Genomic DNA, 13297 nt, shown 5'->3' on the forward strand with positions numbered 1-13297 from the left:
GGTCGACCCATCGGCCGGTTGACCCGTCAGGTGCCCAGGTCGGCCGGAACCGGCAGGGCGCTGCCCTTGACGTACTCCTTCCAGGGCAGGTTCCAGGCGGTCCAGCCGTTGCCGGAGGCGAGCTTGCGCTCGGTGCCGGTGATCGTCACCGGGTCGCCGGTCTTGGTCTTCTCGAACAGCCAGCGGGCGTGTGCGGTGGAGACGTTGACGCAGCCGTGCGAGACGTTGCGTCGCCCCTGGTCGCCCACCGACCACGGCGCGGCGTGGATGTACTCACCGCCCCAGGTCAGGCGCTGGGCGAAGTCGATGTCGGTGACGTAGCGGTTGGCCGGGTCCGGGTCGTCGCGGGTGTCGAAGACCGTGGACTCCTTCTTCTCCATCACCACCATGGTTCCGCTGGAGGAGGGGGTGCTCTTCTTGCCGAGGCTCACCGGGATGGTCCGGACCACGTTGCCGTTCTCCAGGACGGTCATCTTCTTGGTCTTGTTGTCGACCTTCATCTCGAACCTGCTGCCGATCTTGGCGGTCGCCTTGCGGTCGACGTTGCCGTACCGGCCGTTGCTCAGCGGGATGCCCTCCAGCCCGATCCGGACCCGCAGCGTCGTCCCGGGCTGCCAGTACTCCGGGGCGCGGTAGTACGCCTGGGTGCCGTTGGAGACCCAGTGCCAGGCGCCGGGCTGCGGCGGGTCGGAGTCGACGAACATCCGCTGCTGCACCTTGGCCCGGTCCCTCTTGGCGATCCCCGGGGAGAACTCCACCACCACCGGCATGGCCACGCCGTAGGTCTTGTCGTCGAAGAGGTAGAGGCCGGAGCCGATCACCGACTTCGGCTTGGCCATGGTGGTGAACGAGGTGGTCCTGGTCTCGGTCTGGCCGGCCTCGGTGGTCGCGGTGACCTGGGCGGTGTAGGTCTTTCCGTACTTCAGTGGGGCCGCCGGCACCCAGGAGGAGCCGTCCGCCCGCATCTCGCCGCGGACCGCGCTGCCTCCGGCGAGGGTCAGGTTGACGTTGCTGACCTTCCCGCCCTTGACGCTGGTGCCGATCTCCACGCTCACCGGCTGCTTCTTGGCGCCGTTGGCCGGTGTCACCGCGAACTCGAACGGCTCGGCGGGTGGGGTCGGGGTGGCGCCCGCTTCCGCCCCTGAACCGCCGTTGCCGCTGACGAACTGCGGCTTCTTGGCTCCGTCGTCGCCACACGCCGCCGCACCCAGCGGCGTGACGACCGCCAGAGCGACGACCATCGCCCAGTTGCGTGTGCTCCTGCCCATCCCCACCTCGGTCCACTCGATCCCGGAAGACATCGTGCACTATCGGGGCCACGCTTTTGACCCCGGATGGCGAAACTTATGGGTGTAATGCCCGGTTTGTCTGCGCGGAGATGCTGATCACGAGCGTGCGGGGAACTGGTTGGAACCTCCTGCTGGGGGCGTGTTAAGGTTTCACCCGTTGTCAGCGAGCGCCGCTAGCTCAACTGGCAGAGCAGCGGACTCTTAATCCGCGGGTTCGGGGTTCGAGTCCCTGGCGGCGCACCAACGATCAAGGCCCTGACCTGGCACTACTGTGCCGGTCGGGGTCTTTTCGTGTCCGGCGACGGCGGATGGTCGCTCGGTGGGTGCCCGGAAGCCGTTGGACCGAACTGGCCTCGGTGGACCATCGCAGCCCTCACGGAGGTGTCGCTCACGCCGCTGACTGGTCTCGCCTCGTAGTCGCTCGACGGGTCGGATGGCGTGGCGCTGGCTGGCGCAGTGACGAACCGGACGTGTGGTCTGTGCCCGGCGTTAAGCAAGGGCTTCCGGAGCACGCCGCCGCCACCACACGGTGAAGAGGGTTACGACATGCTCCTTGATTTCGGCAGTGATGATCCCGTGCGCGTCTCCCACGAGCGGCCTGACAGCGTGCTTGTAGACCTCCGGGTGGTGATCGACCGAGGGGCAGGTAAAGATGGCCAGCATCCGGAGGGCGCGCAGGGTGTCTGTTCCCAGGAGGGGGAAGTGAGCTTCCAGCAGCCTCACCAGGGCTGACCAGACTTTGTCTACGACGAGGCGGACGATGGCGTCGGTCACCAACCGCGGCAGCCCCGAATCGAAACGCCGCGACAACGCATCCCTGACGAACTGCTTGGCGGTATCAGTGAGTAGGTCGAGGGCCTTGTTGATCCTCTCGATCAATTGAATCAGGGCGACCAGCAGACTGCACCAGGTGTGATCGGCCAAGCGCTTCTTGACCTCCCTGGCGTCAGACTCATTCCGCACGAGGCTGTCTACGCCGAGAGAAATCTCGGGCCACGTGTCCTCCATGACGGTTCGGCCGAGGGTGTCGACTTGGCCAAGGTCGGATGAGACCGAGGTTGGTTCGACGTCGCGTGGCAGTCGACCGTTGGGCTTCGGTCGACTGTCGGACGCCCACAGATAATCGGCGATATCCAGACGGGCGAGGTCGAAGTATATTTGTCGGTTGTTGGCGTTGAATTTCTGTCGTCCGGTTCGTTGGTCGGCTTCTACTTGGTCCTTGAGTTCGCGCCGCCGGTCGTCGCGTCCCTCTGGCTGGCCGGCGGCGAGAGCCGTCCATCCTTGCCAGCCGTGTTGGGAGCCCCCGCAACCGGAGCATGTGCAGCCCGGCCTTTGGGCGTTGGCGCAGTTTGCTCTGTGGGTGTTGGTCAACATCCGCAAATCACCACCCAGTCCGTTGCGCTCAACGTAACTGATCGATCACCATACGATATGGGATGGCGAGCGCCAATGGGGTTGTGCTAGGGATCCGGCTACTTAACTTCCGGCATTCCGGGCATCTGGCGGCGTTTTGCCTGCTGGACAGCATTTGTCCATGTTCGATGCCGGCGCTGTCGGATGTCTGATAGACGCTTCCTGCCTCGTCTGCCGTCACTTTGGTCGAGCAGGATTGCAGCAGGGTGGCGCCAGGCACGATTTAGGTTCGACAGCAGAGCGCCATGCGCGGGACAGGGCGCTGGTGGGTTTGCAAGTGAGTTCTGGAATGCCTAACAGCCGGATACCGGATACGACGGTGTACAGTTTCCGCCGGGGGTGCGCGCATAGACACGCTGCCGAATTCTGGCTCGTTTGCGGCCTCGTCGTCCCCCGGCGTATGACTCCCGGCGGCTGGCCAGGGCACGTCGTCCGGCCCACCCAGGAAGGCATCCCAGGTGGGCCGGACCAGCGGCTATCCCCGTTAGGGGACGGTGACCTGGACGCTGCGGTTGAACCCGGAGTGCGCGGTCACCCGGACCGTCACGCCGGCGACGGTGACGGCGTGGTTGACGGCCGTGAGGGTGGCATTGGCGAGTTCGGCCGCACGGGCGTCGCAGCCCGCGACCGTCGAGTTGGGCAGCCTGTCGGCGACCCGGATCGGTCGCGGGCCGCCCGGGACGGGGGTGTTGCTGCCCGGCGGGATGCCGCCCCCGCCGACCGTCGTGGTCACCCGGTAGACGAGCACCCCCGGTTGGAAGCAGGAAGAGGACACATCGAGCTGGCTGACCTGCCGGTTCTCGACCACGACCGCGTCGCGCTCGCCGGTGCGGACCACCAGCGCCTTGGTCCCGCCGCTCGCGCCCAGCGGCGTCAGCGTGGCGATCGTGCTACCCGAGCCGTCCTGGCAGACGATCTGGTTGTCGGCCAGCCAGCCGAGCTTCCACTTGTGCCAGGCGAGCAGATCGGGCGCGGGACCGGAGATGAGCCCCATCAGGTCCCAGCCGCCGGCCGCCTGGTGCTGGTCGGCGGCGTACGCATAGAGGTCCGGCAGCCCGAAGACGTGCCCCGTCTCGTGGTTGAGGACCTTGTAGCCCCAGTGGGACAGGTCCTGGCCGAACGTGGCTCCGTGGCGCAGTTCGACGCCGTCGGCCCACGCACCCCAACCCACGCTCGCGATGAACGACGGCGAGTTGGGTAGCGACGACGCATTACTCGGGGCCACCACGTAAACGAGGTCGTACTGGCTGAAGTTGATCGCCGCGTCCGCGGCGTTCACCGCGTCCTGCACGTACGCCCGTTGGACGTTGAAGTCCACGTTGTACCCGCTGTACGTGGTCTGGAATTCGGCAGCTGACGCCACACCGTGTCGAAGGTGAGTTGAAGCGTAATCCCGCCGTACGAGGACTGGCTGAACCAGGCCGGCGCCCCCGACAACAGGCTCGTCCGCTGCGCCAGCTCGCCACTGGGCGGAGTCACCTCAGGAAACCGCACGAACAGCACGATCCCCCGCAACGTACCGGTCGGTTGGAGCCAGCGTCCGTAGTCGGTCGGCCCCTCATGCTCGTTGTAGACGTCGGCAGCGGGTAACAGACAGTCCGCCGGCGACGCCGGAACCTCCGCGGCCTGGCCCGGCCCGGCCGGGCCGGGCCAGGCCGATTTGGCCGGGGTCGCCGTGATCCCGAGGACGACGGCGACCGCCGCCGCGACACCAGCGACAGCTCTTGATCGGAGGGACATTCGCATCCGGATCCTCCTATGCGTAGCGCCAAATGTTCACAGAGCTGATCCTGCCAACGGTTTGCCCGGGTTCGCGTCGGCAGAAATTGCCTAGTACCGGTAGCCCGGTTCTGGCGTTCTACCGCTGTTGGTCGTCGCGGCCGGTCCCGCTGCGTGCCCTGGTCACAGTCGCCGGAGATCGCTGGAACGTAGGGACCTGCTTCCAGACCGGCAGGTCCGGGCGCGGCTTGGTGTTGGCGTCGCCACCGGGACCAGCGTGGCATCCGGGCCATGGCCAGTTGCGGACCGACGGCGCCGCAGCTGAGCGGCGCCGGAGACGGCGGGAATGTCGAGACCATCCCGAGTCCGTCCGAGGTGAGCACGGCTCGCGGCGGACGGCAGGGGTGGTCCGACGAGCTGCCACCCCGGCGCACAGCAACGATTTACTTGAATGTCTTGAAACTTTGTGGCAACCTCAGATTCATCGACGTGTAGCGCTTTCCCCGCCTCCTGCGCCGCTTGCCGGGCATCTTCCTGGCTAGTGATGTTAGCGCTAACACACACCGTACCCGGTTCGTCTCCGGAAGGGCTGACGCAGATGAAAGACCTCTTACGTTCGAGCGGTTCTCCGCGGCGACCAGGGCGGACCGGGGTGATGCTGTCGACGCTGGCGACCGGGTTGCTGGCCGCCGGCATGGTGCTGGTGCCCGCCGGCGCCGCCCAGGCGGCCACCACCCTGGGCGCCTCGGCGGCGGAGAAGGGCCGCTACTTCGGCGCTGCGGTCGGTACGTACAAGTTCTCCGACAGCACGTACATGTCGGTGCTGAACCGTGAGTTCAACAGCCTGGTCGCCGAGAACGAGATGAAGTGGGACGCGACCGAGCCGCAGCGGGGCGGCTTCAACTACAGCGCTGGCGACCGTATCGTCAGCCACGCCCGAGCGCAGGGCATGACCGTACGCGGGCACACCCTGTTGTGGCACGCCCAGCAGCCCGGCTGGGCGCAGAACCTCTCCGGCAGTGACCTGCGCAACGCCGCCATCAACCATGTCACCCAGGTGGCCACCCACTTCCGAGGCCAGATCCATTCCTGGGACGTGGTGAACGAGGCGTTCGCCGACGGCGGCAGCGGTGGTCGGCGTGATTCGAACCTGCAACGGACCGGGAACGACTGGATCGAGGCGGCGTTCCGGGCCGCGGACGCCGCGGACCCGAACGCCAAGCTGTGTTACAACGACTACAACACCGACGGGATCAACGCGAAGTCGACGGGCATCTACAACATGGTGCGTGACTTCAAGGCCCGGGGGGTGCCGATCGACTGCGTCGGGTTCCAGTCGCACCTGGGCACCACGATCGCCGGTGACTACCAGGCGAACCTGCAACGCTTCGCCGACCTCGGGGTCGACGTGCAGATCACCGAGTTGGACGTGCAGCAGGGTTCCAACCAGGCGAACATCTACCGTACGGTGACCCGGGCCTGCATGGCGATCTCGCGCTGCACCGGCATCACGGTCTGGGGCGTACGGGACTGCGACTCCTGGCGCGGCAGCGACAATGCCCTGCTGTTCGACTGCGCCGGCAACAAGAAGGCCGCGTACACGGCGGTCCTCGACGCCCTCAACGGCGGCACGAACCCGAATCCCCCGACCGGCAACAGGTTGCGCAACGAGGCGTCCGGCCGGTGCCTGGACGTCAACGGCGCCAGCTCGGCCAACGGCGCCCAGATGCTCATCTGGGACTGCCACAGTGCGGCCAACCAGCAGTTCACCCAGAACGGGCGAGCGTTGCAGGTTATGGGCAAGTGCCTGGACGTGCCGAACAACGCTGCCGCCGGCACCCGGGCGCAGATCTGGGACTGCACCGGCGGTGCGAACCAGCAGTGGGTCCTCAACAGCAACGGCACGATCAGCAACGCCCAGACCGGACTGTGCCTGGACGTCAACGGCAACAACACCGCCAACGGCACCGCAGTGATCGTATGGAGTTGCCACAGCAACCCCAACCAACGCTGGGCAAGGGCCTGATCTGCGGAAGGACACACCACAGCGGGACCGGTCCGGCTCGGACCGGTCCCGCTCGGCTTCACAGGACCGCTTTCCGTGGACAGTCGTGCACCGCTGACGCCGGCTTTTGATCCGCTGCTCCGGGGTTCGAGTCCCTGGCGGCGCACCAGCGATCAACGAGGAGGAGCAAACGCTGGCCGCGGAACATGCCACCTTGACCGTGGTCGGACTGATCGCACTTCGCCACGGGGCGCCCGCCCATGAACCGGATCCCGACCTCGCCGACAGCATCGACTTGCTCCTCGCCGACCTGCGTAAGCACAAGGAGGAGCCAGCAACCGACAGCAGGTGACCACCGAGCCCGGCCTGACGCCACGTACGCACCGGGCACCCGGAATCGAAGCCACCCCGCTGCCCGACTTCCGCCGACGCGTCTATCTCGCCACCTACGGCGACCCGCCGGATTCTCCGGCCACCACGGCCTTCGTCACCGCGTTGCACCACGCCGTCCAGCAGACCCGCCCCGGGGAGGCGGCACCACGAGGGTGACCCGGCCGGCCGGCCGGCCAGCCAGCCCAGGCATCCGGATCCCCTGGCCCGCGGTCCGCCGACCCGGACAGGAGCGTCCCGGCAGGCGACGTACGGCGTGTACCGACTGGCACCGCAACTTCAGCTGCGCCCGCCCGTGGGTGACGACACCGAACGTGTGGCGCCGCTCCGCCCGGGGCCACCGCGATCCGCTCGCCACGGCGCAGCGCGATCGGCGTACCTGGACTACTCCGTACCGTCCGCCGGCAGTCGGTCCGGCAGCCCGAGCCGCGGGAACCGGTCGTCGTGGAAGGTGACGATCTCGCTGATCGCCCCGCCGGTGATGCGCAGTACGTCGATCGTCAGCGGCAGGTACGCACCCTCCCGCTCCCGCCAGTGGTAGAACGCGACGGCGGGCTGCCGGTTCACGGAGGTGGTGACCGCGCGCAGCCCCGTCATGCCCGGGAAGCCGTCGGCGACCCAGTTGTCCAGCACCGCGTCGCGGCCGACGTACAGGCCCGGCGTGGGCGGCATCGAACAGCGGACGTCGTCCCGCAGCATCGTGGCGAGCCGGTCGATGTCCGTGGCCACGCTGGCGTCGGTGAAACGGCGTACCAGCTCCCGGGTCTGGGCGTCCTCCTCGCCGCCGGTCCAGTCCTGCCGTTGCGCGGGCAGGTGTTCCCGCATGCCGGCGCGGGCTCGCTGCAGTGCGCTGTTCACGGAGTTCACGGAGTCCCCGAGAAGCTCCGCGACGTCCTTCGCCGGCCAGCCGAGCACGTCCCGCAGGATCAGCACGGCCCGCGGGCGCGGCGCGAGATGCTGGACCGCGACCAGGTACGCCAGTTCGATCGTCTCCCGCGCGATGGCTACGGTCTCCGGCTCGTCCGCGTCACCTGCCGGCAGCTCGTCGAGCAGCCGGTCCGGGTAGGGCTGCAACCACCGCACCTCGCCGCCGGTCGCGGGCTGCGGGCGGCACCTGGCGAGCAGGTCCAGGCAGGCGTTGGTGGCGATCCGGTAGAGCCAGGCCCGGAACGTCGACCGTCCTTCGAAGGTCTCCCGCCGCCGCCAGGCCCGGAGGAAGGTCTCCTGCACGGTGTCCTCGGCGTCCTCGAACGACCCGAGCATCCGGTAGCAGTGCACGTGCAGCTCCCGCCGGTGCCGCTCCGCCAGCCCCGAGAACGCCGACTCGTCGACCTCGCCCAGACCGTTCCCGCCCGGCTCCGCCAGTCGCCTGTCCGCACTCATCTCGTCATCCTTCCGCCTCGTCGGGTCCGTCGTAGGTGTGACGGGTGCGGGCGCGAGAACTCATCACCGCCGCCACCGCCAGTCGAACTCGCCGGGCGCCGGAGCCGGTCCGGGCAGCGGGTCCGCGTCCGGCACCGTCGACAGGCCGGCCAGCAGCACCGCGAGTTGGCGGCGGCGCAGTTGCCGGGTGCGCTCCGGATCGGGTACGCGCACGGCGGCGCACGCCTCCAGCAACGGTCCCAGGTCCTGCACGACCACGTCGGGGCGCAACCGCCCGCTGGCGCGGGCCCGCTCGACAAGCGCGTTCGCCAGCTCACCGGCGCGTACGGCGTCCCGGCCCATCTCCTCGGTGGGGGTGAAGGTGCCGGCCAGGTGGACGGTGAGCGAGTGCACGTCGGCGTCGACCACCCGGGCCAGGAATCCGGTGAACGCCGCCCAGCCGTCCCGTTCGGCGAGGGCGGCTTCGGCCTCGGCGACGTACCGGCGCAGCCCGTCGTGGCAGAGCTGGCGCAGCAGGTCCTCCTTGCCCGCGTACCGCCGGTAAAGGGCGCTGATGCCGACGCCGGCGCGTTCGGCGACGGCCGCGATCGGCGCTCTGCGGTCTTCGAGGAAGACCGCGCGGGCGGCGTCGAGGATCACCTCGTCGTTCCGGGTCGCCTGGGCACGGCGCCCGGCCAGCGGCGCTTCGGGTCTCCCGGGGGATGTCGGCATGGCCGAAGACTAACAGTGGAACGGATCGTTCCGGTCTGCTACCCTGGAAGCAGAACGAAAGATTCCGTTCCGAAGGAGTTCCGAGATGAGCGGCACCGCGATCCGCCCGTTCCGCGTCGAGATCCCGCAGGGCGACCTCGACGACCTCGCCGCCCGGCTGGCCCGCACGAACTGGCCGGCCGAGCTGCCCGGCGCCGGCGACACCTACGGAATGGGCACCGACCGGGTGCGCGCGCTGGTCGAGCGGTGGCGGGACGGGTTCGACTGGCGGGCCGTCGAGGCCCGGCTCAACGCGTACCCGCAGTTCGTCACCGAGATCGACGGCGAGCGGATCCACTTCCTGCACGTCCGGTCGTCCCGGCCGGACGCCACCCCGTTGGTGCTCACCCACGGCTGGCCCGGCTCGGTGCTGGAGTACCTGGACGTGATCGACCCGCTCACCGAGCCGGCCGACCCGGAGGCGCCGGCCTTCCACGTGGTCGTCCCGTCACTGCCGGGCTTCGGGTTCTCCGGCCCGACCCGCAGCGCCGGCTGGAACCGGTACCGCACGGCCCGCGCCTGGGCCGAGCTGATGAACCGGCTCGGGTACGCCGGCTACGGCGCGGTCGGCAACGACGCGGGCTCGATGGTCGCGCCGGAGTTGGGCCGGATCGACCCGGAGCACGTGCTCGGTGTGCACGTCACCCAGCTCTTCTCGTTCCCGTCCGGCGATCCGGCGGAGTTCGCCGACCTCTCCGATGCGGACCAGGCCGCGCTGAAGCACCTCCAGTGGTTCTACGAGAACAAGTTCTCCTTCAACCAGGTGCACAGTCAGCAGCCGCAGACCCTCGCCTTCGGGCTGGCCGACTCACCGGTCGGGCTGCTGGCCTGGAACGCCCAGCTCTTCGACGAGAGCCTGGACGTCGACTTCGTGCTGGCCAACGTGGCGCTCTACTGGTTCACCGGCACCGCGGCCTCGGCGATCCGGTTCTACTGGGAGGAGGCGCACGCCGAGCAGCCGGCGGCCGGCCCGACCACCGTGCCGACCGCGCTCGCGATGTTCCCCGGCGACTTCCAGTCGATCCGCCGCTTCGCCGAGCGGGACCACTCGAACATCGTCCGCTGGACGGCGTACGGGGCGGACGTCGAGGGGCGCGGCGACGTCGGCGGCCACTACGCCGCCCACCAGGCCACCGAGGTGCTGGTCGCCGACATCCGGGAGTTCTTCGCCGGCCTCCGCTGACTGCCGGGCCTCGCCGGTGCCCGCCCTGCTTCCCGCCGGGGCGGGCACCGGTCGCGGTCCTCCGTGCCGGAAACGCGACCGGACCTTCGAGGGTGCCGGCAGATAACCGAAACTTTCGTTTGAGAAACCCGGGCCGGTCTGCCAGCCTTAAGGTCATCGATGTGATCGCTAACACGATCTTTCTGACCGCTGGAGGCCCGTCCGCCCGTCTGACGAGCACCATGACTTCGCGCCGCTGAACCCAGTCCGACGACTCCGAAGCACAGGGTCGGTGTTCGTCGTTCGGCGTTGCCGCGTCGTCGTTCCGCACGTCCGGCTGCGGTACCAGCGGATGGACGGCCGGTGTCCCACCCACCCACGACCCGCGCCGAGACCCGGCCGTCGCGTCGTGGGGACGGCCGTCCGGCGATCACGCTTGTCAGCGGCAAGTGAAAGGAACGTACGTGCATCCATCCCGCCCCACCATCAAAACCTCTCTGCTGGCAGTCGCGGTGCTCGTCTCCGCCGCGTTGCCGGCGGTGGTCGCAGACCAGCGGCCGGCCTCGGCCGCCGTCCAGGAAACCTACTACGTCGCGCCGGACGGCAACGACAGCAATCCGGGGACGATCACGTCGCCGTTCCGGACCCTGCAACGCGCCCGGGACGTCGTGCGCACCGTGAACGCGAACATGACCGGCGACATCCAGGTCTACCTCCGCGGCGGAAACTATCCGGTGACCAGCACCATCGAGTTCGGGTCGGGCGACTCGGGCAGCAACGGCCACCGGGTGGTCTACGCCGCGTACCCCGGTGAGACACCGGTCCTCGACGGAGGCGTCCGGGTGACCGGATGGACGCAGCACAGCGGCAACATCTGGAAGGCGCCGCTCGACCGGGCCAACAAGCTGCGGGCGCTCTACGTCAACGACAAGCGTGCCTACATGGCCGCGAAGACCATCAACTCGGCGGGCTGCTACGGCACATACAACATCACCGCCGGGCAGGCCGCGTGGGCCTGGGAGTCGGGGTCCCAGTGCGACGGCGCCAGGTACAACCTGGGCGACTTCCCGGCCGTCTCCCGCAACCACGACGACATCGAGATCGAGACGGGCACCACCTGGACCACCGCGATCGTGGGCGTCCGCCAGGTGACCACGAGTTCCGACGGCCAGAATCGTGTCGCGCTGTTCCAGCAGCCGGGCGCGGCCATCGCCCAGGGGGCGTTCAACGGCAACGCCCAGGTGGGCGGCAGCCACAAGGTGATGAACGCCTACGAGTTCCTGGACGCGCCGGGGGAGTTCCACTTCGACAAGACCAGCCGGACGCTGTACTACTACAAGGCCAGCAGCGAGAACATGTCGACCGCGACGGTGGTGGCGCCGAACAACGTGTCCACCCTGCTGCGGATCGCCGGCACCTCGACCAGCAGCCACGCGCGTAACCTCACGTTCTCCGGTCTCACCGTCGCGCACTCCGACTGGAACCTGTTCAACGTCGCGGGTGCCGCCTTCAAGCAGGCCCAGCAGGGCAACCTGGGCGCACAGGCGTACGCGAAGGGCAACTTCCACGTCTACTACTACCGCAACGTCGACGTGACCCCCGGCATCATCCACGTCCAGAACGCCGACGGCATCGTCCTGCAACGCAACCGGGTCCAGCACACCGGCGCCGACGGCATCAACATGGTCAACGACGTGCAGAACAGCCAGTTGATCGGGAACTACACGAACGACATCGCCGGCTCCGCCGTCACGGTCGGGCATCCCCAGCACGTCTACATCGGCGACCACACCTCGACCAACCGCGAGAAGTACTCCCCGCAGGTCGAGGGGCTGCCCAGGAACATCGAGATCGAGAACAACTACCTCTACGACAGTGCGGTGCTGTTCAACGGGCACAGCCCCATCTCGGCGTACTTCGTCGACAGCCTCAACATCCAGTACAACCGGATCGAGAAGACGCCGTGGTCGGGCATCACGCTCGGCTGGGGATGGTGGAACTTCGACGGGTCGTCGGGCTCGATCGTGCCCAACCGGCCGACCACCACGGCGAGGAACAACAACATCAGCCACAACCACATCATCGACACGGTGCAGCGGCTCAGCGACACGGCGCCCATCTACACGCTCGGCAGCCAGCCGGGGACCACGGTCACCGACAACTACCTACAGGGCGTTCCGGCGGGTCACAAGTACGGGCTGCACCCGGACGAGGGGTCGGCGTTCATCACCTTCCGGGACAACGTCCTGAGCGTGGACAAGAACGTCACCTGGCTGATCAACTCGGACGACTTCGGGCGCAAGCACGACCTGAGCATCACGCAGATCTACGGCCCGATAAACAAGGTCTCGAACAAGAACCTGCCCAACAGCACCATCCACGACATCATCGTCTCCGCCGACTACGTCTGGCCGGCGCCGGCCTACGGCATCGCGGTGAACTCCGGGCTACAGGACTCGTTCCGGGACATCGTGCCGGCGGGTAACGTCGCCCTGCCGGACTACGTCCTGCCGGCCAGTACCTTCGTCACCAGCGCAACGGCGTCGGTGCCGATCCGGAGCAGCGGCGACGCGACCAGGACGGTCTGGCTGGCTCCCGCCGGCACGACCAGCTTCGCGGCCGGCCCGACGATGACCAGCGCGAGCGGCACGGCCACCTCGATCGCGGTCCCGACGACGGCGGGCGAATACCGGCTCTACGTTCTCGACGCCCAGGGCAACCGGTCCGCCGAGTCCAGGTCGATCGTCCGGCAGCAGAGCGGCGGCGGGCAGCAGAACGCACAGATCGTGGGCGGCCAGTCGGGCCGCTGCGTCGAGGTGCCCAACTCCTCCACCACCAACGGCACCCAGGTGCAGTTGTGGGACTGCTCCGGCGGCCCGAACCAGCGGTGGGCCCAGACCGCGAGCAGGCAACTGACCGTCTACGGCAACAAGTGCCTGGACGCCTCCGGCTCGGGCACCGCCAACGGCACCCAGGTGATCATCTGGGACTGCCACGGCGGGCTCAACCAGCAGTGGAACGTCAACGCCAACGGCACCATCACGAATGCCCAGTCGGGGCTGTGTCTGGATGCCAACGGCGCCGCCTCCGCCAACGGGACGAAGATCATCCTCTGGTCGTGCAACGGCGGCGCGAACCAGCAGTGGAGCCGGCGCAACTGACCGGCACGTCCGGGGCCGGGCCGAA

The 13297-nt window shown here is 68.3% G+C and carries 10 protein-coding genes and 1 tRNA gene; 6 read left to right on the forward strand and 5 right to left on the reverse strand.

All coding sequences use genetic code 11. The features are described from left to right. Positions 1 to 26: 26 nt before the first annotated feature. A complete protein-coding gene (locus ACN28A_RS21765; protein WP_421397463.1) occupies positions 27 to 1268 on the reverse strand; it encodes an Ig-like domain-containing protein in 1242 nt (413 codons plus the stop codon). A 188-nt stretch (positions 1269 to 1456) separates the two neighbouring features. Between ACN28A_RS21765 and ACN28A_RS21770 the strand changes: the two genes are divergently transcribed. After that, positions 1457 to 1532, forward strand: a tRNA-Lys gene (locus tag ACN28A_RS21770). Between the two features lie 246 nt (positions 1533 to 1778). Here ACN28A_RS21770 and ACN28A_RS21775 read toward each other — a convergent pair. Both ACN28A_RS21775 and ACN28A_RS21780 read right to left on the reverse strand, forming a co-directional pair. Further along, entirely contained in the window at positions 1779 to 2663 is an 885-nt protein-coding gene (locus ACN28A_RS21775) for a hypothetical protein (protein ID WP_421397465.1), read from the reverse strand. A 523-nt stretch (positions 2664 to 3186) separates the two neighbouring features. Further along, a complete protein-coding gene (locus ACN28A_RS21780; RefSeq protein WP_421397467.1) occupies positions 3187 to 4065 on the reverse strand; it encodes a hypothetical protein in 879 nt (292 codons plus the stop codon). A gap of 1011 nt (positions 4066 to 5076) precedes the next feature. Between ACN28A_RS21780 and ACN28A_RS21785 the strand changes: the two genes are divergently transcribed. The 3 genes from ACN28A_RS21785 to ACN28A_RS21795 all read left to right on the forward strand — a co-directional run bounded on the left by ACN28A_RS21785 (position 5077) and on the right by ACN28A_RS21795 (position 6975). After that, the gene (locus tag ACN28A_RS21785; RefSeq protein ID WP_421404561.1) at positions 5077 to 6447 is read left to right on the forward strand and encodes an endo-1,4-beta-xylanase; all 1371 of its coding nucleotides are present in this window, start codon (positions 5077 to 5079) and stop codon (positions 6445 to 6447) included. A gap of 193 nt (positions 6448 to 6640) precedes the next feature. Beyond that, positions 6641 to 6778: a hypothetical protein gene (locus ACN28A_RS21790; protein ID WP_421397469.1), complete on the forward strand. Its 138-nt coding sequence runs from the start codon at positions 6641 to 6643 to the stop codon at positions 6776 to 6778. Continuing rightward, complete coding sequence (locus tag ACN28A_RS21795) at positions 6775 to 6975, forward strand: hypothetical protein (RefSeq protein WP_421397471.1); 201 nt, start codon at positions 6775 to 6777, stop codon at positions 6973 to 6975. Before ACN28A_RS21790 ends, ACN28A_RS21795 begins: the two co-directional genes overlap by 4 nt. Positions 6976 to 7200: 225 nt before the next feature. Here ACN28A_RS21795 and ACN28A_RS21800 read toward each other — a convergent pair whose 3' ends face one another. Beyond that, on the reverse strand, positions 7201 to 8199 hold the full coding sequence (locus tag ACN28A_RS21800) for an RNA polymerase subunit sigma-70 (RefSeq protein WP_421397473.1): 999 nt from the start codon (positions 8197 to 8199) through the stop codon (positions 7201 to 7203). A gap of 63 nt (positions 8200 to 8262) precedes the next feature. Next, a complete protein-coding gene (locus ACN28A_RS21805; RefSeq protein WP_421397475.1) occupies positions 8263 to 8910 on the reverse strand; it encodes a TetR/AcrR family transcriptional regulator in 648 nt (215 codons plus the stop codon). Between the two features lie 85 nt (positions 8911 to 8995). Here ACN28A_RS21805 and ACN28A_RS21810 point away from each other — a divergent pair, with 85 nt between their 5' ends. Then, the gene (locus ACN28A_RS21810) at positions 8996 to 10132 is read left to right on the forward strand and encodes an epoxide hydrolase family protein (RefSeq protein ID WP_421397477.1); all 1137 of its coding nucleotides are present in this window, start codon (positions 8996 to 8998) and stop codon (positions 10130 to 10132) included. A gap of 443 nt (positions 10133 to 10575) precedes the next feature. Beyond that, on the forward strand, positions 10576 to 13272 hold the full coding sequence (locus tag ACN28A_RS21815) for an RICIN domain-containing protein (RefSeq protein WP_421397479.1): 2697 nt from the start codon (positions 10576 to 10578) through the stop codon (positions 13270 to 13272). The last annotated feature ends 25 nt before the right edge of the window (positions 13273 to 13297 follow it).

The sequence above is a fragment of the Plantactinospora sp. WMMB782 genome (genome assembly GCF_049179135.1).
In the GTDB taxonomy this organism is placed as follows: domain Bacteria; phylum Actinomycetota; class Actinomycetes; order Mycobacteriales; family Micromonosporaceae; genus Plantactinospora.

Coding starts and splice junctions, on each gene's coding strand:
- ACN28A_RS21805 (WP_421397475.1), bottom strand. CDS start 8,910: ATGCCGACATCCCCCGGGAGACCCGAAGCGCCGCTGGCCGGGCGCCGT.
- ACN28A_RS21810 (WP_421397477.1), top strand. CDS start 8,996: ATGAGCGGCACCGCGATCCGCCCGTTCCGCGTCGAGATCCCGCAGGGC.
- ACN28A_RS21765 (WP_421397463.1), bottom strand. CDS start 1,268: ATGGGCAGGAGCACACGCAACTGGGCGATGGTCGTCGCTCTGGCGGTC.
- ACN28A_RS21800 (WP_421397473.1), bottom strand. CDS start 8,199: ATGAGTGCGGACAGGCGACTGGCGGAGCCGGGCGGGAACGGTCTGGGC.
- ACN28A_RS21785 (WP_421404561.1), top strand. CDS start 5,077: ATGCTGTCGACGCTGGCGACCGGGTTGCTGGCCGCCGGCATGGTGCTG.
- ACN28A_RS21775 (WP_421397465.1), bottom strand. CDS start 2,663: ATGTTGACCAACACCCACAGAGCAAACTGCGCCAACGCCCAAAGGCCG.